Source organism: Bradyrhizobium sp. CCGUVB4N, assembly GCF_024199945.1.
In the GTDB taxonomy this organism is placed as follows: Bacteria; Pseudomonadota; Alphaproteobacteria; order Rhizobiales; family Xanthobacteraceae; genus Bradyrhizobium.
Genome location: NZ_JANADP010000001.1, coordinates 1650605 through 1670934, shown reverse-complemented (window position 1 = coordinate 1670934; position 20330 = coordinate 1650605). Strand labels below are relative to the sequence as shown.

The 20330-nt window shown below is 60.3% G+C and carries 14 protein-coding genes and 5 pseudogenes; 3 read left to right on the top strand and 16 right to left on the bottom strand.

The features are described 5' to 3' along the window. Window positions 1-176: 176 nt before the first annotated feature. The 9 genes and pseudogenes from NLM31_RS07540 to NLM31_RS07500 form a co-directional block, all read right to left on the bottom strand. Entirely contained in the window at window positions 177-1487 is a 1311-nt protein-coding gene (locus NLM31_RS07540; RefSeq protein WP_254191906.1) for a cytochrome c, read from the bottom strand. A 13-nt stretch (window positions 1488-1500) separates the two neighbouring features. Beyond that, on the bottom strand, window positions 1501-3267 hold the full coding sequence (locus tag NLM31_RS07535; protein WP_254191905.1) for a GMC family oxidoreductase: 1767 nt from the start codon (window positions 3265-3267) through the stop codon (window positions 1501-1503). Window position 3268: 1 nt separating this feature from the next. After that, window positions 3269-3856: a gluconate 2-dehydrogenase subunit 3 family protein gene (locus tag NLM31_RS07530; RefSeq protein WP_254191904.1), complete on the bottom strand. Its 588-nt coding sequence runs from the start codon at window positions 3854-3856 to the stop codon at window positions 3269-3271. A gap of 575 nt (window positions 3857-4431) precedes the next feature. Then, on the bottom strand, window positions 4432-5676 hold the full coding sequence (locus NLM31_RS07525; protein WP_254191903.1) for a peptidyl-alpha-hydroxyglycine alpha-amidating lyase family protein: 1245 nt from the start codon (window positions 5674-5676) through the stop codon (window positions 4432-4434). Window positions 5677-5870: 194 nt separating this feature from the next. Then, entirely contained in the window at window positions 5871-6170 is a 300-nt protein-coding gene (locus tag NLM31_RS07520) for a hypothetical protein (RefSeq protein WP_254191902.1), read from the bottom strand. A 1038-nt stretch (window positions 6171-7208) separates the two neighbouring features. Further along, window positions 7209-7337: pseudogene (locus tag NLM31_RS07515) on the bottom strand (transposase domain-containing protein); the annotation flags it as partial. A gap of 272 nt (window positions 7338-7609) precedes the next feature. Continuing rightward, the gene (locus NLM31_RS07510) at window positions 7610-9211 is read right to left on the bottom strand and encodes an IS66 family transposase (RefSeq protein ID WP_375167539.1); all 1602 of its coding nucleotides are present in this window, start codon (window positions 9209-9211) and stop codon (window positions 7610-7612) included. A 105-nt stretch (window positions 9212-9316) separates the two neighbouring features. Beyond that, window positions 9317-10069 carry a group II intron maturase-specific domain-containing protein gene (locus tag NLM31_RS07505; protein WP_254196148.1) on the bottom strand — a complete coding sequence of 251 codons (753 nt, stop codon included), beginning with the start codon at window positions 10067-10069 and terminating at the stop codon, window positions 9317-9319. Window positions 10070-10074: 5 nt separating this feature from the next. Then, on the bottom strand, window positions 10075-10248 hold the full coding sequence (locus NLM31_RS07500) for a hypothetical protein (RefSeq protein ID WP_254191901.1): 174 nt from the start codon (window positions 10246-10248) through the stop codon (window positions 10075-10077). Window positions 10249-10616: 368 nt separating this feature from the next. Here NLM31_RS07500 and NLM31_RS07495 point away from each other — a divergent pair, with 368 nt between their 5' ends. Then, window positions 10617-12845, top strand: a complete 2229-nt coding sequence (locus tag NLM31_RS07495; RefSeq protein ID WP_254191879.1) for a recombinase family protein — start codon at window positions 10617-10619, stop codon at window positions 12843-12845. 30 nt (window positions 12846-12875) lie between these two features. Here the strand turns inward: NLM31_RS07495 and NLM31_RS43335 are convergent. The 3 genes and pseudogenes from NLM31_RS43335 to NLM31_RS07485 all read right to left on the bottom strand — a co-directional run. Then, window positions 12876-13232: pseudogene (locus NLM31_RS43335) on the bottom strand (reverse transcriptase domain-containing protein); the annotation flags it as partial. Window positions 13233-14009: 777 nt separating this feature from the next. Next, entirely contained in the window at window positions 14010-14363 is a 354-nt protein-coding gene (gene tnpB / locus NLM31_RS07490) for an IS66 family insertion sequence element accessory protein TnpB (RefSeq protein ID WP_027584880.1), read from the bottom strand. Continuing rightward, window positions 14344-14742 carry a transposase gene (locus NLM31_RS07485; protein ID WP_254191900.1) on the bottom strand — a complete coding sequence of 133 codons (399 nt, stop codon included), beginning with the start codon at window positions 14740-14742 and terminating at the stop codon, window positions 14344-14346. Before NLM31_RS07485 ends, tnpB begins: the two co-directional genes overlap by 20 nt. 672 nt (window positions 14743-15414) lie before the next feature. Here NLM31_RS07485 and NLM31_RS43145 point away from each other — a divergent pair. Then, a pseudogene (locus NLM31_RS43145) lies at window positions 15415-16298 on the top strand (tyrosine-type recombinase/integrase). 37 nt (window positions 16299-16335) lie between these two features. Further along, a pseudogene (locus tag NLM31_RS07470) lies at window positions 16336-17016 on the top strand (transposase zinc-binding domain-containing protein); the annotation flags it as partial. A 166-nt stretch (window positions 17017-17182) separates the two neighbouring features. On the opposite strand, the gene NLM31_RS07465 reads toward NLM31_RS07470, so the two are convergent. The 4 genes and pseudogenes from NLM31_RS07465 to NLM31_RS42965 form a co-directional block, all read right to left on the bottom strand. After that, window positions 17183-18193, bottom strand: coding sequence for a tyrosine-type recombinase/integrase (locus tag NLM31_RS07465; RefSeq protein ID WP_254191898.1), 1011 nt, complete (start codon window positions 18191-18193; stop codon window positions 17183-17185). After that, a complete protein-coding gene (locus tag NLM31_RS07460) occupies window positions 18186-19148 on the bottom strand; it encodes a tyrosine-type recombinase/integrase (RefSeq protein WP_254191897.1) in 963 nt (320 codons plus the stop codon). The genes NLM31_RS07465 and NLM31_RS07460 overlap by 8 nt, the downstream gene beginning before the upstream one ends. Further along, on the bottom strand, window positions 19145-19999 hold the full coding sequence (locus NLM31_RS07455) for a tyrosine-type recombinase/integrase (RefSeq protein WP_375167538.1): 855 nt from the start codon (window positions 19997-19999) through the stop codon (window positions 19145-19147). The genes NLM31_RS07460 and NLM31_RS07455 overlap by 4 nt, the downstream gene beginning before the upstream one ends. Before the next feature lie 177 nt (window positions 20000-20176). Next, window positions 20177-20308 (bottom strand): annotated as a pseudogene (locus NLM31_RS42965) (site-specific integrase); the annotation flags it as partial. Window positions 20309-20330: the final 22 nt, after the last annotated feature.

Genomic DNA, 20330 nt, shown 5'->3' with positions numbered 1-20330 from the left:
CAGTCACCCATGAAGCCGGTCTAGCGACACTCGAAGATAGTCATTGGTGTCCACGCAACCAGAGGAAATTGATTGGCTGATGGTCGGCGAACGCGGTCGTCAACTATTTTGACGACACACCCGCCGATCGCTCTAAACGACCTTTTCGTCCTGTTTCATGCGGGGATCTGGTGTTTCTAGTGAGCCGCCAACTTCTGGCGTCGAGCCGCCACTGCGGACTCATCGACCAGGCCAGCATTGTTCGACCAGCTCTGGCGCAGGAAGGTGGCGAGGGCGGCTACCTCCTCATCAGAGAGGCGGTCGCGAAAGCTTGGCATGGCAAGCCGCATCGGATAGCTTTGCGTCGAAGGCATGCGCGCGCCGTTGAGGATTACGTCAATCAGGCCGCCGCTCTGGCGGGCCACCACCATCGCGTTGCCGTCGAGTTCAGGAAAGACGCCCTTCGCCCCCTTGCCGTTCGTGAAGTGGCATCCATTGCAATTGTCGAGATAGAGCCTGGGACCCAGACCCATGGAAGCATCCGCGAAGTTCAACAACGCGATAGTCTGCTTGGCTTTTTCGTCATTGCGGGCTGGTAGCTGCGCGCCCGCGCCGCTGATGTTGCGGAGATAGGCCACGACCGCGTTGAGATCCTTGTCGGTCAGGAATTGCGTGGAATCCTGGACCACGGTCGCCATCACTCCAGTAACGCCCGAGTGGCTATTGCGTCCCGATGCCAGAAAAGTCTTAAGCTCTTCAGCGCGCCAGTTCGTTACGGCCGATGCTGAGCCGCGCAGGCTAGGTGCCGGCCAGCCATCGATTTCACCGCCGGTCAGGAAAGCCTGTGCCGCTGCGTCAGTGCCGTCCTGCGCAAAGAAGCGGTTGCGCGGGCTGTGGCAGGCGCCACAATGGCCAAGCGCTTCGACGATGTAGGCGCCGCGATCGAGCACCAGATCGTTGTAGCGGGGCCTGAAGCCGGCATCGCCTAGAACCACCCAGTTCCAGACGCGGATACTCCAACGCTGGTTGAAGGGAAACGTCAGCCGCGTTTCCTTCGTTTGCTTTGAGATGGGCTCTACTTCATTCATGAAATGCTGATAGAGCGCCCGTACATCCTCTTCGGAGATATTGCGGTAGTTCTCGTAAGGCATGGCAGGATAAAGATGGGTCCCATCCTTCCGCAAGCCGTCATACAGTGCCGCGCGAAAGTCATCGAGCGTATAGCTTCCGATCCCGGTTTCCGGGTCCGGCGTGATGTTTGTCGACCAGATTGTGCCGAACGGACTGGCAATTGCGTGCCCTCCGGCAAACGGTTTTCCCCCTTCGGTCGAGTGGCAAGCCGCACAGTCGGCCAGGCGCGCCACATATTCACCCTGCCTGTCGGCGGGCGTAAAGTCGCGGGCCCCCTGCTGCACGGGCGTTTTCCCGACAGGCAGGAGGACGATCAGCGCAACCGCAACGAGGCCAACAACGGCTAGGGCCAGAATGGATGTAAGAAGCTTCATCATGGCGCCGGCTGCCTCAGATCAGTGGCCGCGGGTTAGGAAGATAATCCTTCCGGATCGCGTCAACCGACCAGTAGGCAAGCGCGCCGACCATTCCCGTTGGGTTATACTGGATGTTTTGAGGGAATGCGTTAGCCCCGACTACGAACACGTTGTGAACGTCCCAGCTTTGCAAATATCTGTTGAGTGCGGACGTGTTCGGATCAGTGCCCATGATGGCTCCGCCGACGTTGTGTGTTGTCTGATAGGGGCGGATATCGTACATCGCGCCATCGGATTTGTAGTCTGCGTCTATGATGTCCGGGCTCATGCTCTTGGCGATCGCCTCGATCTTGATCTTCATAAACTGTGTCATGTGGATGTCGTTGGGTTTCCAGTTGAACGTCATCCGCAGCAGCGGCCTTGCGTACCTGTCCGTATAGGTTGGATCGAGGTCCAGATAGGAGTCGCGATAGGACATGTTCGAACCGTGCGAGCCAATCGACATGGAATGGCCGTACCATTCTTTGATCGCCTGTTTCCATTGGCCTCCCCAAGGTTGCGTCCCTTTGGGCAGGCGCATGGAGCGAATCGGCTGGCCATTGGTCGTGCCGGCGGAGATGTAGCTACCGCCGATAAAGCCCTCGGCGCCGAAATCGATGCGGTTGATGGCGAAATCATCAATGACCATGCCGTTCGATCCTGCACCAACGAACGGATTGAAGTCGATGTCCTTGAAGAACAGCGACGTACTGCCGGTCATCTGATAGGCATAGTTCTTGCCCGTAACGCCTTGGCCACTCATCGGATCGTAGGGCTTGCCTATGCCCGAGAGCAACATCAGGTGCACGTTGTGGAGCTGGTAGGCTGCCAGGATCACCAGGTCGGCAGGCTGAAAAACCTTCTTACCTTCGGCCGTCAGATAGGTCACGCCGACCGCCGTCTTGTGGTCGGGAGAAAGCTCCACCCGGAGGACTTCGGCATTCGCACGGTACTCGAAATTCGGCTTCCGCTTCAGCGCATCGAGAATGCAGGTCTGCGGCGACGACTTGGAATAGTTGAAGCATCCGAAGCGATCGCAGAATCCACAGAAACTGCAGGGCCCAAGCTGCATACCGTAGGGATTGATATAGGCCTCAGAAGCATTCGCAGAGGGCAGTGGATAGGGGTGACATCCCAGGCTCCGCGCGGCTTCGGCGAACATCAGCGCATCCACGGTCTGCGGCAGAGGCGGCATAGGATATTCGCCTGAGCGCGGTGCTTCGAAGGGATTGCCGATCTCGACGATCTTGCCGTTGATATTACCAGCCTTGCCGGCGATGCCAGCGACCTTTTCGAAGCGATCGAAATAGGGCTCCAGCTCCGAATAGGTCACTCCCCAATCCTGAATAGTCATGCCCCCCGAAATGATGCTTTCGCCGAAATTCTCCACGACATAGGAGCGTAGACGTAGTTCCTCGGCCATCGGCCTAAAGGTGTTGCCGTTCCAGTGCACGCCCGCACCGCCGACGCCATAGCCCGGCAGAAAGGAGCCCAGCGTGCGATATGGCAGCGCGGTTTCCTTGAGCGTGCGGCGTATGGTGAGCGTCGAGTTGCGCGGCTTCTGCATGAGCGCATAACGGACACCGTACTTCAATTCGTCGGCGATATTGGGATATCGGAAATCGGGCACCGTTTCACGATCGTCGCCTCGTTCGAGAGCGAGCACTTCGAGCTCTTCCTCGCAGAGCTCCATGCTGAGGATCGACCCGACCCATCCTAAGCCGACGATGACAACGTCCTTCTTCTTCGTGGTAGCCGGCATATTACGCCCTCTCGCCCGCAATGTTGACCGGACCGAGCCGATAGGGCTTATGCACCCCGACCCATTCGCGGAAACTCGCTCGCGCGCCGGGAAAGCGGATATAGACCCAGGCGGCCATTCTGCGATTGCCACCGTATATGGGATCGGCGAAGTAGCCTTCCTTCGTATTCTGCAGCAGAAGATCGAAGAAATTGACGCCCTGCGTCGAGGTGAGCACGATCTCGTTCTTGTAGAGGGCGGTCAGAACATCATCCTGCTCCTCGGGGCTGAGTAGGACAAAGGGCCGACGGCGATTGGCGCGGCACCAGCTGTCGACGTTCGCAATGCCGGCCCGGTAAACCTCGGCGGGTGGAAGCGGCGACTGATAGCCGAGCTGTGGCGGCGCGTTCGGTTCATGAGGCCCCTGCAGATACCAGTCCGCCCCCTTTCCAAAGTCGCCGGCCAGCTGCAGGTCGATGAAAGCGGGGACGCGCGCCTCGATCGCGCCCGGGCCATCACCTTCCGACGGAATCAGCCGGGCCGTGACGGCAAGGATAAAAGCCCACTCGTCCCGGGTAAAAAACTGAGACTGGTACTCTTCCAGCGGCACTAGCGCTGGTTCCTGTGCCCAAGCCGGCAACGCGGATAAGACAGCACTGGCTGCTGCCTTTGTGAGAAAGGCCCGACGGGTCCTGGTTAAAGCTTTCGTGCTCATGCTGCGGCCCTTCTTGCTAATTACGCCACCATAAATCGCGCGTTAATGAAGAGAAGGATGACGACCGGAAACTGAATGTTCGATCCGCAAAAGATGTTCGGGTGAGTCGTTCGCCTGGAGTTGATGCGAGCAAACACATGTCTGGCAGCGGGAATTTCAGAGGTGCGCACCATCGCGCCGCAGCAGCTTGTTTTGTTCCGGTACGCATTTTCATTGATCTCAAGAGTACGGATTCGATTTCACTCGCTGTGAAGCCGTCGCGTTGAAAATGTCGGAAATTGTGATGGCCGATTTCATGGGTGAATTTCGGTGGAGTGCAGCTTGAGCGGCTTCCTCGCGGTGATCATGGGGCTGTTCAGGTTTTCGTGGCCAGCACACCAGCCGATTTTAGAGAGCAGTGTGTAGTGGCGCTGGTGCGAGATGGTGGGTGCGACTCATTCATTACAGCGCTCTATGAGCATTTGTGTTGATTATTTTTTCGTATAGCGAGCGACGGTCTTCTGGAGTACCTCCGCGCCATAGATCACCCCATCGCTATCCACCCAGATGCCTTCCGCGCCACTGGTCTCCTTCTTGTCGGGATCCGGCGTGGAATCGGGTATGAAGGTGATAACCTTGCCCTCGACCGCGCTGCCAATGCGGATGCCGCGCCGCCAGCCTGGATGATGGCCGTAACCTTCTGGCTCTCGCGATTCTGAATCCGCGACATACAGGGTATCATGGCTGTCGATGTACAGTCCGCTAGGACGGCCGAATTGGGTCCAGCTGTCGAGCAGGATTCCCTCCTCATCGTAGATCTGGATTCGGTTATTCCCACGGTCGCCGACGAAAAGACGGCCTTTTGAATCCATCGCTAGCGCATGGGGTACGTTGAACTGGCCGGGACCACCGCCTATGCTACCCCATTGCTTGAGGAACCGACCCTTAGCGTCGAACTTTACTACGCGGGCCGGCTTGTTAGGCGTATGACCGTCGGCCACGAAGATAGAGCCGTCCAGAGCCACGATCACCGCAGACGGCTCGAGCAACGTATCGGGTCCCTCAGCACTGACTCCTGCCCTGCCGAGACGCAGCAGCACCTTACCCGTGGACTCGAATTGGACAACCTCCGCTCCTTTCCCGGCGGCCGCGCGACCGTCGGCGAGCCAGATGTTGTCGTCGCGGTCGATATATAACGCGTGCGGGAACACAAACATGCCGGCGCCGAATGCCTTCACGAACCGGCCCCCGGCATCGAATTCTATGATTGGATCGAGGGAGCTTTCTTGGCAGTTGTTGCCTCCGCATCGTTCAGCAACCCAGATGTGCCCCTTGCTGTCCACTGCGACGGCGCTGGTCGAGCCCATGGTCCGTCCGGGAGGCATCTTCAGAAAACCGATGAGAGCTTGGTATGGGCCTGGAGGGCCATTTGGGTCTGCATTCGTACTCGTCGGAGTGGTCCCGGTGTCCCGTTGTGCAGCGACGGACATCGCCTTGGGCGGTCGCCAAGCATCGATGCGGATCGTGGCCAGCGCCTTGGTTGGTTTGCCCAGAGTTGTTTGGCTCACTCGGCATTCATCTAATTTTAGGACATGGACAACAACGTCGGCACAAGCGTCGCGGTGAAGGGTAGTCCTCTGCCCCGGTAACTGCAGGACCTGCGCCGCAGCAAGCGGCGTCATCATCAGCGCGGCAAGGAGGATGCCGAAAGCATGGCGGGCGGCAATGCCTGTCATCGAAACGCCTTCCTTTGTCTTCGAGGGTTTACCCTAGTGACTCCGTTCGCCTCGGAATGCCGCGCTAGCTCGATTGTCTCGAGGTATTCGGCACACATAGGCCGATGATGATGTTCAGGCCGTTCTTCTGGTTCAGCGCGGTCGACCTCCAGACTGCGCGCGGCTACCGAGAAAGAGGGACCTCGCCCGCGCTGTCAAGCACCACTATAGCAGCGGCGCCAATGTGCTTGTGCCACTCCAAATGCGCGCATCGCGCCCGGACCGAACTGCCCGATCTTGTCGCAAGGAGTGACAGTCGTGAACCAGTACAATTTCTTGCTCGCGCTGCTAACGCGGGACGCAGCGATAGCTTCGTTAAAACCGGCAGCAATGTCCGTCATCGCGATGCTTCCGATCAATGCCGTAGCCTCCTTGCTCGTCTTTTCATGGAATTCTCCCCTCAAAAAGATCCGTTTCTGACTGAGATTACTGCACGAGAAGGAGCCGGCGTCCATCCGGCGAATCGTCAAAATTGTTTTGCAATACGCAGCAAAGCGACGGCAATAACTTGGCAAAAAGCCAATGATCACTTCATAGCTATAGTGAGTGCGCGGGATTAGGGTTGGTCATTTAGCGGAAGTGCGCCCCTGAGGCTGCACACGTGAGACAGGAGGCGCCCGAGGGCCTGTGTCAGCAGCTTAGGTTCAGAGTTGGCCGCGCGTCCTCGAACGGACTCGAGCACCGGCGTCGTTATCTCGTCGGCGAACAGCTTGGATGTCGCGCGGAGCGCCGCGAGAAGGTACTCATGCTGCGGATGCAGATGGAGGCCGTATGTCCTCCTCACCAGCCCACGAGAGGCGTAGATCTGCGTCCGCCGTAGAGCGGCAGATGATCGGCAAAGCGTTTGGGTCGGAGCCACGGCCTGCACCTACCCTCCTCGCATGCACGGGTGACGACGAGGCGAACCGCGGTGCCACGATGTCCAGCCACGCGCTCCTGTTCTTGCCGATGTTGTGCAGCTCACTCTTGCAGCACGAACAAGTCCTGTCGTCGATGATGCCCTCCTCCCGCAGATGCACCGGCAGCGCTCCGCGATTGACGCCGCGCTTGCCAACCGTTCCGCCTTGCTTATCGTCAACCGCCTCGGCTTGGCTTCGACGCCCTCAGATCTAAGGTGCATCCGTTATTCAGTGGCGACTCTAGCCTTCCAGCCAAAGCGATGATGCTGCGTTCTTGGATGATCTCGCGCAGCCGCCCGCTCCCACGCCGCTCGGTATAAATTGCGGCTCCTCGGGCTTTCGTTGCTGGCGGCTGGCGCGCCTGGTAACGCATCCCACTTAAGCGAATGATCATGCACAAACACAGGCCGGTCCCTTTCAACGAGGCCTTCAATCTAGCCTGCCCCACACGCCGGGAGAAAGTGGGATCAAAGCAGCGTTTGCTGTGCTCAGGCTCTACGGGCACACTCAATGCAGACCGCTCCTCCAAGCCGACTTGCAATTTGCGCTATAGGCAGTTCGCCTTCCGATAGGGCTCATTCGTGAGCGTCGTTCTCAGGCCACGGCTTTGAGGGCTTGAGCGCGGCAGGCCCAGGGCAGCAGCTGGTCGATGTCGCGGTTCGGATGCCCGTTGACGTTCCTAGTCAGGACGTCGGTGAGATAGGCGAGCGGATCGATGTCGTTGAGCTTGGCGGTTTATGCCGCCCGCCGAACTATGCCGAGTCGGGTCGTTTTCCACAGATTTCTGGCTGACCGGCGTTTGGTCGGTTCGGCATAGTTCGTTCTGTGCCTCCGCTGTCAACAGCGGAGAACAGGAAGATGGAAGGTGAAGAGTACTTGGGCAGAAGCCGGCTGTACCGTAAGCGCGCTTTTTGACGCACGGTGCAGCATGATCTCCTCGTCTGCGCAGGGCGGGGATTTTGATTGGTGGAGTGTCCCTGTTGGCTTTAAGGCGATCAGCCAGGGTTGACGGTCTGTGCGTGCTTGGCAAAGTTGAATGGCAACAGGTCTTCGATGTCGGCGTCGGGCGGACGCTGCGGCAGTTCAGCGAGCACGTGACATAGCCAGGCGTAGGGCTCAACGTCGCAGGCCCGGCATGTCAGCACCAGGCTGTAGATCACCGCGCTGGCCTTTGCGCCGGCGACGGTGTCGCTGAACAACCAGTTTTTTCTTCCGGTCACAAAGGGTCTGATGTCGCGTTCGAGAACATTGTTGTCGATCGGCGCAAGGCCATCATTGGCGTAGCGGGCCAGATAATCCCATTGGTTGCGGGCATAGGCGATGGCCTTGCCGGTCAGGCTTTCGGGCAGCACGTTCGGCGCCTGATCGTCGAGCCAATTTTTGAACGCAGCCAGGACCGGGACGCTGTGCTGCTGGCGCAGCCGCAAGGCGTATTCGGCGCGCGTTTTGCCGTCGGGCGGCGTCTGGCGCGCCAGCCTCTCGACCTCATACAATGCCTCGAAGAACCTGAGTGCCTGCAACGAGAGGCCGCCGGGCTTCTTCATCGCCTTGAGCGCGTCGGTAAATTTCCTGCGCGCGTGCGCCATGCAGCCAAGATGAGTGACACCGGAGAGCGTGCGCCAGGCGTCATAGCCGTCGCTCATCAACAGGCCGCCCCAACTGGCCAGGAAGGCCTGTGGATGCTCCTGGCCGCGACCGGGCTGGTAATCGAACAACACGACTGGCTGGGCGCTGTCCTGGCCACTGCGGTAGACCCACATGTACGATTTGGTCTGCGCATCCCGCCCGTCCTCCTTGAGGACCTTGACCCACGTCTCGTCGCCATGGATCAGAGGCTGCGACCGGAGCGTTTGCTTCAGCGCATCATACACGCGTTGCAGGTGCAATTCGCTCGACCGGATCACCCAATTGGCCAGGGCGCCGCGGCCGACGCTGACGTTGGCGCGTGCCAGCGCGTCCGCCAGACGATACAGCGGCGTGCCGTCGACGTATTTGTTGGCCAGCACGAGCGCCAGCGTCGAAGCCGTGGCGACGCTGCCCGGCAATGGCTGCGCCGGCATCGGTGCGATCACGATCGGGGTGTTCAGCGCAGTGCGCTCGCAGTGACGGCACGCGTACTTGAACCGCACGTGCTGCAGCACTGTCGCCTTCACCTCGATATGCAGTTGTTCGGTGACGTTCTCGCCCATCCGGTGCATCCGATTCCGGCAGCACGGGCAGGCCTTCCGGTCCTCGGGCAGATCATGTTCGATACGCTGGCGCGGCAGATCCGCCGGCAGAGGCTTGCGGCCGCGCTTCTTCGGCGCGGGCGTCTCACCCTCCGGCCGCCCCGTATCCGGCACGACCGCCGGTTCGAGATCGTCCTGTTCCGCGCCTTCTTCGGCGGAAGCCTGTTCGGCTTCGTTGAAGATGCGATCCTTGAGCTTCTCGCTGCGTGGCGCGTAGCGATGCAGCCGCTCCAGCCGCAACTGCTCCTCAAGGTGCCTCACGCGCTGCGCGAGCTTCTCGTTCTCGGCCTTCAGCGCCGCGATCAAGGCTTCCAGCTCGTGCGTCGTGGGCTTGCGGTAGGGTCGAGGGCTGGCGCGCCACTCGACCAGATCTCTTGGTCGAGCACGTTTCCAGCCCCCGCCTCGTCGCACGCAGCGTGCAGATTTCCCGCACTACGCGCACCCATTTGCTTCGCGCTAAGGTTTATGGGCTCATCACACTGGGGCAGCTTTCGTCATGTTGTATGTCACCTGATAGCCATTAAACAGCTTTAGGGTACCGTACAGCCATGATGTACTCCACCGCCTCCAGCCGAAACCCTTCCGTTTCTGCGCCCGCGTCAGATGACGCCTGACCTTCTTCTCTACCCACTCTTTGATGTAGCTGAAGCACTCACTGGAGTGCCCAACCGCAAAGTAGTTCACCCAGCCACGGAGCTTCGGATTGATCAGGTTGATTATCCTCTCAATCGGCTGCGACCGATGCCGTCGAAATACTTCCTTGAGCTCCCGCATAATCGCCGTTCGCTTCTTGAGCTTAGGCGTCATATGCGGCCGCATCACTCCACGTCGACTGCGGAGATAGCGGAAGTCGAAACCTAGAAAGCCAAAGCTCTCGCCTCGCTCCAGGTCGACTGTACGGCTCTTCTCATCATTGACTTCTACCTGAAGTTTGACAAATTCCTCCCGTAGCCGTTTGATAACGGCACCAACCAGCCAGTCACGACGTTTGTGGGCGTCAATCAAGATCACCAGATCGTCTGCGAATCTCGCGTAGTCGACACCGGTGTACTTGCCGATGCGTGTGACGTCCCGCGCCCGCTCCAGCATCTTGTCCACCTCGTTGAGGTAGAGATTACTGAGCAAGGGTGAAATCACTCCGCCTTGCGGAACGCCCTTCTTGCCAGAGGTTTTCAGCATAACCTTTAGAAGGTGCATGATGTCCGCGTCGTTGATCCGCTGCGCCACTTTCGTCAACAACCGGTCATGCCGAATATTGTCGAAAGACTACTCGACAGACTACCCACCACCGCGCTCATCATCTCGACGACTATCCCGATCAGGTAACCATCGTTCGGTCGCGGCATCCCTTTGAGGGATCTGCGCTCGATGTGCTTGGCTGGTGTCATCGACGCGGCGAACTTCATCTGACGCTTGTACTGCCCGATGGTACCCGTGCCCTTGTACCGGCCGCGTGGACAGATCTGCCTATCGCACAACATTTATCGCGTGCAAGCCCGCAATGCGCTCGAACGGCATTCCTGGCTTCCCACGCCGCGCTGCTGCACGCCCGGACGATCGTCGACGCTTTGCTGCGGCAATTGGATGCCGCGCATACTGTCCTGCCACCGGAATCCGAGGACAGCCATGCAGCAGCTAAGCTTTCTCGACCCACCACCTCAGCGCGGGGCCGTACCCGTATGGGAGGCCCTCGATAAAGAGCAGCGCGCACATCTCGTGCTGCGACTCGCCCGACTAATCGCCCGAGCAATCGCCACTGCCGGAGATCGCAACGATGAACGAACTGAGCAAGATCACCGCTGAGCACCTACGCCGATGCGCAATCGTCTACGTGCGTCAGTCCAGTACGACGCAGGTCGAGCATAATCGCGAGTCCACTGCCCGTCAGTACGAGTTAGCCGAACGCGCCGCGCGGCTTGGTTGGCGACGCGATCAAGTGAAGGTTATCGATGAGGACCTCGGTATTTCCGGTTCCGGCCTTTCCGAGCGCACCGGCTTCGCGCGTATGACCGCGGAGGTCGGCCTCGGCCAAGTGGGCATCGTGCTCGGCTTGGAAGTCTCGCGACTAGCGCGCAATAATGCTGATTGGTACCGTCTGCTCGATCTATGCGGCCTGACCCACACGCTCATCGGTGATGGAGATGGGATTTATCATCCGGGCTTGTTCAATGACCGCCTGGTGCTCGGGCTCAAAGGTACGATGTCAGAGGCAGAGCTGCATGTGCTGCGTGCGCGGCTGCTCGGTGGCATCCGCAACAAGGCCGCACGCGGAGAACTGCACCGCGGGCTGCCGGTGGGTCTGGTACGGGGCGACGCCGACGGGGAGGTGCTGTTGCATCCTGACGAGTCGGTGCAAGCCGCGATCCATGCTGTCTTCGACCGCTTTGCCGAATTCGGCTCGGCACGACGCGTGTGGCTGTGGTTCCGCTCGCAAGGCCTGCGCTTTCCGCTGCACTCCAACAGCCTTGTCGATCTCCGCTGGGTCGCCCCCACCTACACAAAGATCCACCAGGTCCTTACCAACCCGTTCTATGCCGGCGTTTATGTGTATGGCCGCACCCAGCAGACATGCTATCTCGATGCGGGCGGTCGAATCCGAAAGCGCATCAGACAACGCGACCGCGAGCAGTGGCCGGTGTTCATTCGTGACCATCATGCCGGATACATCGATTGGAGTACCTTCGAGGCGAACCAGAAGCGCCTGGCGCAGAACATCCGTCCTCGACCGCACCAGAGCGGGGGTGCCGTGAGAGAAGGCGCAGCACTCCTGCAAGGCCTCGCCGTGTGCGGACACTGCGGTCGGCGCCTGGCCGTACACTACAGCGGCCGGTTCTCGGCGCCCGGATATCACTGCGCCGGCAAGAACATCGTCAACGGCCGGGGCGAGTACTGCCTCAACATCGGCGGTGTGCAGATCGATGCGGCTGTCGCCGAAGCGTTCCTTGCGGCTCTCGCGCCCGCAGGCCTGGAAGCCTCGCTCCAGGCGATCGAGCAATTCGACGCCGATCACGAGACGACTCTCGCGCAGTTCCGTCGCGACGTCGAGCGTGCGCGCTACAACGCGCAGCGCGCCGAGCGACGCTATCGCGCCGTGGACCCGGAGAATAGACTCGTCGCGCGTGGACTCGAAGCAGAATGGGAAAGCGCTCTGCTGGAACTGAAGACTGCCGAATCCGAACTCTCGGATCGCGAACATGCCCGACCGCGCTCGCTTACGCGCGAAGAACGCGACGCGATCCTTGCACTCGGTAAAGACCTCAAGCATATCTGGTTCGCTCCCACCACGAGCGATCGCGATCGCAAGGAGTTGCTCCGCACGCTGCTCGACGATGTCACCTTGAGAGTCGAGCGCGATAAATACAACGCTCACCTGACGCTGCGTTGGCGCGGCGGTCTCTTCAGTGAAGTTAATGTCCCATTGCCGCACTCGCATCCATCGCCGATCCGCACCGCCGACGATACGATCGATCTGCTGCGGCGACTGGCTGCACATTATCCCGACACCAGGATCGCCGGCATCCTCAATCGCCAAGGCCGTACAACGGCCACAGGACTGTCGTTTACGGCAAATCGTGTGTCGAGCCTGCGGACGCACTGGGAGATCCCGCGCTTCGAGCCGAAACAGCAAGTGCAGGACGGCGAGTGCATGACGATCGAGAAAGCAGCACGCGCTCTCGGGATCGCACCCTCTACTTTGCATCGCTGCCTCAACGATGGCTTCATTGCCGGAGAGCAGATCACACCTGGCGCGCCGTGGCGCATCCGTATCAATGACGAGTTGCGGTCGCGCTTTGTGGAGAGCGCGCCCGAAGGTTATGTGAAGATGTTCAAGGCCATGAATCTACTGGGCGTCTCGCGGCAAACCATCTTGCAACGTGTAAAGTGCGGCGAGCTTAAGGCCGTTCACGTCTATCGCGGACGGGCAAAAGGCATACGAATTCAAGTACCTGCAGTTGCTCCGGACCTCTTCGACCCTCTCAAAAAAACTGAAGGTGTAGTATGACGCAACATCCAAATACGCTCGCAAATCAAAATCGAGGACCCGCGTCTTCCGTTGCGTTATTGCCTTTGCTACTCGCTTGATCGCGTCATGTGCTGCCCGCTTGGGCCGGTATCCAAACGACCCCGATTGGAAGTCCGCCTCGAAGACAGGTTCGAGTATGAGTTTGAGCGCACCTTGGACCACCCGATCGCGGATCGCCGGAATCGAAAGGACTCGAACTTTATTCCCGTCCTTCGGTATTTCCTGTCTCCGCGCCAGAAGTGGTCGATAGGTATGCCCGATCAGTTCGTCCCGTAGCTGCTCAAGCAGAGCATCTACGCCTTGCGCCTCGATGGCTTCGAAGGTCACTCCGTCTATTCCCGGAGCGCCGTCATTTTTTCTGGCCATCTCATACGCCATGCGTAGCGTCTCCACCTTGCAGACGTGGACATATAGGCCCCAGAAACGCCAGGACGGTTCAGCCTTCGCCTTGACGTATAGTCTCCGCCTCAGGTCCTGCAAATCGATGGACGCTTTTATCATTTCGTCCTTGCCTTCCTTGCGTTGGAGACTTCACAAATGGCAGGGTCCCTTCGCTCCACGGCCGTTACGCCACTTCGCAGCTACATACGGACCCGGCCGCCACCCTCTCGTCTTCGACCACTTTCCCGGTGTTCGCCGGTTATATGGCCTATCTTGCTCCGACAATTTCTTGCCGGGACGAGGAGGGCTTCTCCAGTTGCTCGGCATGTCCTTGTCATCGTGCTGTCGCTTCCACCCCGCCGAGGTGCACAGCCGTGTCAGTCAGTTTTCGGCTGCCCATGTTGCCTTCGCCCGATGAATGGGGGCTCGGCCCTCGGTCTTCAATATTTCGAGGCCACAACGCGTTCTCTTTCGATACGGCCCGATGACTCGCGATCTCCCCGTCGGGAGACTTGTCGATAGGCTTCAAAAGGTTCGTTTCCTCCCCTCCTGCTATCCGTGCTACAGGGCACTGACTTTTACCCCGGTAGGACTAACTCCTACTGAACATGCCAGCCTTCGCTGGACGCACACTCATCGTAGTCTTGAATCGAAGTCATGCCGCCGCGTCAACCGGGCTCCCATGTCTTCGTCATGTCTTCGGCGGCGTCATCTGAGAACGGCCATGCCGAAGCCCGATGACGCCGCCCGCATCGAACACGCTCAGCCCACGCTCTGATATTGCCGCACCGGATGACGACGCATCGCCGCGATGTTGATGCCGTCAAGCAGCCAGTGCAGCTCCTCCATCGTCAGCGTCAGCACCGCCTCCTGACTTCGGGGCCAGTGGAATCTGTCGGCCTCCAGCCGCTTCAGCAGCATCCAAAATCCTGACCGATCATAAATCAGCAGCTTGATCCGGTCGCGGCGACGATTGCAGAACGCGAACACCGCGCGTTGGAACGGATCCAGCCCCATCGACTGCTCCACCACGATCGCCAGGCTGTTGATGCCCGCCCGGAAGTCAATCGGTTCGCGGTGAAGGTAGACCCGAAGATCAGACGCCAGTCGGAACATCGCAACGCCCCAGCGCTTCAATCACCGCCGACAGCAACTGCGCGTCGCCGCCTTCCAGCGAAAGCGTCACGCCGTTGGGCATCGATGCCGTCAGCCGCCCTGCACAGGATCGCTCCGTCGCGCAAACCGGAATAAAAGCTGGCGCAATCGGCGCCCGCGCCTCCGGCTGGTCATCCCCGTTCTGAAGTTGTCGCTTGGCCACCCACTTGCGCAGCAGGTTCGCGTTCACGCCGTGGTGCAACGCCAGCCCCGCCAGCGACACGCCAGGCTGCAGACAGGCCTCGACCAGTCGCTGTTTGCTGGCCGGATCATAGCGACGCCGGCCATTGCACAACACGCCGACCGTCTCAAGTCTCAAAGGTTCTTCTGGAGTGATCATCGATGGTGTCCACCTCGCTCATGGTGGACACCTCATCCCATCCCCGCGCTCAACTGCATAGGTGCGTAGAAAGGAGCGCTTACGTTTCTCCACCTTTCGGCCTTGGAGTGCCTCAATAGCTTTGCCGACAGCCTGACCTAATACGCCCTCAGCTGACTTCTGCTCGGCGGTCAGACGGCCTCGCGGTCGTCTCAGTCGCCCGGGGGCGACACCGGGCAGATCTCCCGGGGTAAGCTCAATCGCCTTCGGTGCACAACCGCCGGATCTACGCTTCGCATCCTTGATGGATCTGGACTTCGCGATGTGTCGCCCGCTCGTCCGACGCTTGCGCCTCATATCCGGTTTTTGTTCATCGGCTCGCACCTTTGATCCACGCTTCCTTCAGACCCCGCCTCGCGACGGCAGCCCTTGCGTTTCACTAACCCTTCACCTCCATCAGGTTGGGTGGAAGACTTTCACTTCCGAGCTATTGAGCATGCCCGGCACACGACGAACCCGCTCCGCGGGAGGGTATCCGCGTTGAGCGCGGAGTATCCCCCTTGAAGCCAGCCCGTGTCTCTGACCCGGCATCACCCGCACAGCGACGTAATCCACCCCATTTCAGAAGCGCTTGCCCTTGGCAAGATGGTGTTGCTGCCCGCGTGCAGCGTCCCTCTTGTCAAGGAGTTTGCTATGACCTCGCTTCGGTTACGCATGATGGAAGACATGCAGGTCCGCAACCTGTCGCGACACACGCAGGATTCGTATTTGCTGCAGGTTTCGCAGTTTGCCCGGCATTTCGCTAAATCGCCGGCTTTGCTCGGCCCGGAGGATATCCACGCCTACCAGGTCTATTTGACGAACGAGAAGAAGCTGGCCCCACGCTCGGTGCAAGTGACCGTCGCAGCGCTTCGATTTCTCTACCGCGTCACGCTCGGCTTCGATTGGGATTTCGACCGGATCATTCCGTGCCCAAAGGCGCCAAAGACACTGGCCGTCATTCTCAGCCCCGAGGAGGTGCTGCACTTCCTTGGCTGCATCGAGAGCTTCAAACACCAGGCGATCCTGACGACATGCTATGCCGCCGGTCTGCGCATTTCCGAGGCGACCGCCTGAAGCCTGAGGCTATCGATCGCCAGCGCATGGTGCTGCGCGTCGAGCAGGGCAAGGGACAGAAAGACCGCTACGTCATGCTGTCGGCCAGGTTGCTGGAGGTGCTGACGGACTATTGGCGCGCCGTGCGACCCACCGGGGCATGGATGTTTCCTGGCGCCGTTGCTGGAGAACCGATATCGACAAGCGCCGTAGATGCCACCTGCCGCCAGGCACATCGGATGTCGAAACTCTCCAAGCCGGTGACACCTCATTCGCTTCGGCATGCATTTGCGGTGCACCTGCTCGAAGCTGGAACCGATCTCCGCACCATCCAGCTCCTGCTCGGCCATCGCAGCTTGTCAACGACCGCTCAATATCTGCGGATCGCTACCAACAAGGTCTGCGCGGCGACGAGCCCGCTTGAACTGCTGCCACGTCCGATCCCCAAGGCCTCCTCGCCGCCAGCGCCCGAACATTTCTGACGGCCAGCCCCATGAGCCGCTCAGGTCCGGAGGTGGCATCTTCCGTCGCTACGGTGCTGCCTGGCGAGAGCAGCACTGGGCCTCGCTATCGACCGAACAACGCTCCGCAATGACTGCCATCGAGCGCTGCCGAACGTCGGCGCTCGGCGGCCATGTCGAACAGTGCGACCGCTGTGGCGAACGACGGATCGCTTACAACAGCTGCCGTTCCCGCAGTTGCCCCAAGTGCCAGTGGCTCGCCCGAGCAGAATGGATCGAAGCTCGGCGGGAAGAGCTTCTCGATACGCAGTATTTCCATGTCGTCTTCACCATTCCCGATGAGATCGCCGCGATTGCCTTCCAGAATGCCAGCACGGTCTACAAGATTCTGTTCCACGCAGCCGCCGAGACGTTGCGCACCATCGCTGCCGATCGGCGACATCTCGGCGCGGAGATCGGGTTTTTCGCTGTGCTTCACACCTGGGGGCAGAATCTCAGTCATCATCCCCATCTCCACTGCGTCGTGCCCGGCGGTGGGCTGTCGCCGGACGGGAGCCGCTGGATCGCGTGCCGTCCCGGCTTCTTCCTACCAGTCGCCGTGCTCTCCCGACTCTTCCGGCGGCTGTTCCTCGAAGGTCTGCAAAGGGCATTTGATGCCGGCGAGTTGCGATTCTTTTCGTCATTGGAACGGCTGCGCGATCCCGTCGCGCTAGGCGGCTTCGTCCAACACGTCTTTAGATTACCGGCGCACTCACAGCGGCGCACTTTGAAGCTTCGGTAACGCGCCGCCAATCTAAAAACGCTCTCTATTATGCACACCCCGTGATTATGCGCAGCTCGCAGGAGCGGGAGCCTATATCCATCGGATTCTCGGACGACTTCCGGCTAGCGAATTGCGCATAATTTCAAAGGCTCATCAGGAACTGCATGAGCTTGTCCGGCGGCCGATACCGGCCTTGACTGGCTGTCATGGGCTGCAGTCGGCTGAGCGTGCGCTCCTTCATCGCGAGGTCTGCCTGAAGGTACATGTGTGTCGTGGCGGAGCTCTCATGACCGAGCCATAGGGCGATGACGCTGATATCGACGCCGGACTGCAGGAGATGCATCGCCGTAGTGTGGCGGATGGTGTGAGGCGATATCGAGCGGCGCGCGAGTTGCGGATAACGTTCTGCGGCGGCTGATACCGCAAGTGCAAGGCGTTGGGTGACGTTTGAACGCGCCATGCACCCTCCGCCCCGATTCGGAAACAGGAAGTCCTGCTCGCCCGTTCCGTTCAAACGGCGCTTCCAATTGCGGATCATCTTTGCGGTCGTACGCCAGAGTGGCACACTGCGGTCTTTGCGCCCCTTGCCATGCAGGTGCGCAACCGCTGTGCCGTCAACGACGACATCGCCGACGCGCAGGCCGAGGGCTTCGGACACGCGGGCGCCGGTGTTGTACATCAGGCTGAACAGTGCGCGATCTCGCTCACCAGCCCAAGTCTGCGTATCTGGCGCGTCAAGGATCGCTTGCATCTCCTCGCGTGAGAGAAATCCCAGAACCGGCCGGTCGAACCGTTTCATCGGAATGGCCAGCACCTGTTCGATGACGAGGAGCGCGGTCAGGTCATAGTGGGCGACATACTTCAGGAAGGAGCGAAGCGCCGCCAGGCGGGCGTTGCGCGTGCGCGCACCGTTACTCCGCTCCTTCTCTAGATGGTCGAGAAAGTCCAAGATCAACTGCGCATCGAGGTCAGCCAGGACCAGCTGGGTAGGCTCCTTGCGGATCTGCGCCGCGGCGAAGCCAAGCAACAATCGGAATGTGTCCCGGTAGGCGGCGATGGTGCGAGGGCTGACGGCTCGCTGATTGCCCAGATGCTCGACAAAAAAGCGTTGAAGCAGGATGGGGAAGGACGGTGTCGGGTTTGGATCAGACATGATGCCCCCCTCCGACATTTGCTGCGAAAAGCTCGAAACGTTTGCCGGAGACCGCCATGAGCTCTGGGACGCCGGTCAGGTACCAATAGGTATCGGAGATCTTGGCATGGCCGACGTAGGTCGAGAGAGCCGCCATAGCGTTGTCGATATCGGCGTCATGCTCGTGCCAGAGCTGAACGCGGCGGCAGATGAAGGTGTGGCGCAGGTCATGGATGCGCACCTCGCCATGGCCGCCCCGCGCGATCCAACCGAGGTCGGTGCGAAGCTTCTGGAAAACCTTGTTGATCCTCCGCTTCGCGATGAAACCGCCCGTTGAGGACAGGAACAGCGGTGAGTCCTTGGAGAGCGCACCATGACGCGCCCGAACCTCCAGATAGCGCCGCAGCGCGGCGACGACGGTGGCGTGTATGGGCACATGCCTGGACTTGCGGAACTTCGTGTTCCGAACCGTAAGGACCGCTCCGGCGAGATCGACATCGCCGCAGTGTAGGTCGAGTGCTTCCGATCGGCGCAGCCCCGTAGCGGCGATCAGCCCGAAGAGTGTCGCATAGGTCGCCGGACGCAATCCGCCCTTGGGGGCCAGCCGCGAAGCGGCAGCAATAAGGTCGCAGACCTCCTGCTCTGAGTAGATGTGCGGCGCGAGGCGGCGGTGTGAACGACCAAAGATCGCGGTCTGGGGAAACTCGGTGTCGGGATCGAGCCGCGTCAGATACCTCGCGAACGGGCGAAGGACCTCGAGGCGCCGAGCCCAGGAGAACGGGCTGGCCTGTTTGGCCTGCCCCCGTACCCAGTTCAGGACGATACCGTTGGTGAGTGGGCCCCGATGACCGTGTTGGTCTGCGAACAGGGCGAAGGCGGTGATGTAATGGCCCTCCATCCTGAGCTTGAAACCGAGGGCGCGGCGCTCGGACAAATAGTCCTTAGCCAGCGAGAGCATTGTACGCGCGCCGGTCATTGCGCGCTCCCTGGCCAGGGCAAAGCCACGGCGGCAAGGTTGGTCAGATCGACCTTGGCATAGATGGCGGACGTGTCGAGGCTTCGATGCCGCAAGATGTCCGCAATCTCCTTCATCTGCGCGCCGGCGCGCAGAAGTCGACTGGCCGCGCTGTGGCGGAGGATATGGACACCGGTTCGCGTCCATCCACATCTTCGGTAGCCGGCCAGCACTGCGCGTTTGACGCTCGTGGTCGTGATCGGTTCATCGTAGGGTGCGACGTGGCGAACAAATATGGCTCGGTTCGACGTCGCGGGCCGCTCTTCGCGCAGATAAGCTGCAATCGCCGCTCCCGTTGCGGCCGGCAGGGGCAGAGCATCAGCCCGTCGGCTCTTGGTGCCGACAAGGTTGATCGTGCCGTCGGCCCAGTTGATGTCGTCAAGCTGCAACTTGACGACTTCGCCGGATCGCAGGCCGAGATCAATCAGGCACCGCACCATCGCATAAGCTCTCAGGCGCGACGGGAACGATTGATCAAACGAACTCAGCAGTTCGTCGATCTCGGTGTCGGTCAGCACCTCTGGCAAAGAGGCCAACCGCCAGCGTGCGACTCGGGGAATTGCGGCCTTCAGTTCGTTCACCCGGTCGCCGGATATGCTCCGAAAACGGAGATAACAGGCAATGGTGACGCCGATTGCGGCGACGGCGGCGGCGCCTCGCCCCTGTTCGCCAAGGATGAAGCGGCGGATGGATGTGGCCTTGACTGTCGTCATGGAGATGGGCCGCTCGCCGAAATGCTCGACAAGAAACTCCCCGACCACTCTGCAACGCCGCCGACGGGTGCTCTCCGCCAAACCCCAGACGTCGCGCATATGGGTATCGAAGCGCGTCAACTCCTGTTCGATAGCGGAATTGCGGGCCGGATACTGCAGCGGCACGCCCCCGGCTTCGAGTACCTCTAGAAGATGGCCCAGCGCCGCTTGCAACTCATGACGAAAACGGCGGACTGGGTCGGGGCAAGTACACGCCGGCAGGTGTTCCGAGAGAAAACGCACAACGGCGCCCTGGCCGATAGCTGCCAGGTCGTGCCGCTCCTGAGTCAGCCAATGGGCGAAGTGCGCGACGCAGCGCAGGTAGGCACGCTGAGTGTTCGGCGCATATCGCCTTCGCTGGAGGTGTTCCTCGTATTGCGAAACAGGCTCT

Bases quoted from the DNA above. Each gene is read 5' to 3' on its own strand.
- NLM31_RS07540 (WP_254191906.1), bottom strand. From the start codon at position 1,487: ATGATGAAGCTTCTTACATCCATTCTGGCCCTAGCCGTTGTTGGCCTC.
- NLM31_RS07535 (WP_254191905.1), bottom strand. From the start codon at position 3,267: ATGCCGGCTACCACGAAGAAGAAGGACGTTGTCATCGTCGGCTTAGGA.
- NLM31_RS07525 (WP_254191903.1), bottom strand. From the start codon at position 5,676: ATGACAGGCATTGCCGCCCGCCATGCTTTCGGCATCCTCCTTGCCGCG.
- NLM31_RS07520 (WP_254191902.1), bottom strand. From the start codon at position 6,170: ATGGACGCCGGCTCCTTCTCGTGCAGTAATCTCAGTCAGAAACGGATC.
- NLM31_RS07500 (WP_254191901.1), bottom strand. From the start codon at position 10,248: ATGAAGTTCGCCGCGTCGATGACACCAGCCAAGCACATCGAGCGCAGA.
- NLM31_RS07495 (WP_254191879.1), top strand. From the start codon at position 10,617: ATGAACGAACTGAGCAAGATCACCGCTGAGCACCTACGCCGATGCGCA.
- tnpB (WP_027584880.1), bottom strand. From the start codon at position 14,363: ATGTTCCGACTGGCGTCTGATCTTCGGGTCTACCTTCACCGCGAACCG.
- NLM31_RS07485 (WP_254191900.1), bottom strand. From the start codon at position 14,742: ATGATCACTCCAGAAGAACCTTTGAGACTTGAGACGGTCGGCGTGTTG.
- NLM31_RS07465 (WP_254191898.1), bottom strand. From the start codon at position 18,193: ATGTCTGATCCAAACCCGACACCGTCCTTCCCCATCCTGCTTCAACGC.
- NLM31_RS07460 (WP_254191897.1), bottom strand. From the start codon at position 19,148: ATGACCGGCGCGCGTACAATGCTCTCGCTGGCTAAGGACTATTTGTCC.
- NLM31_RS07455 (WP_375167538.1), bottom strand. From the start codon at position 19,999: ATGCGCGACGTCTGGGGTTTGGCGGAGAGCACCCGTCGGCGGCGTTGC.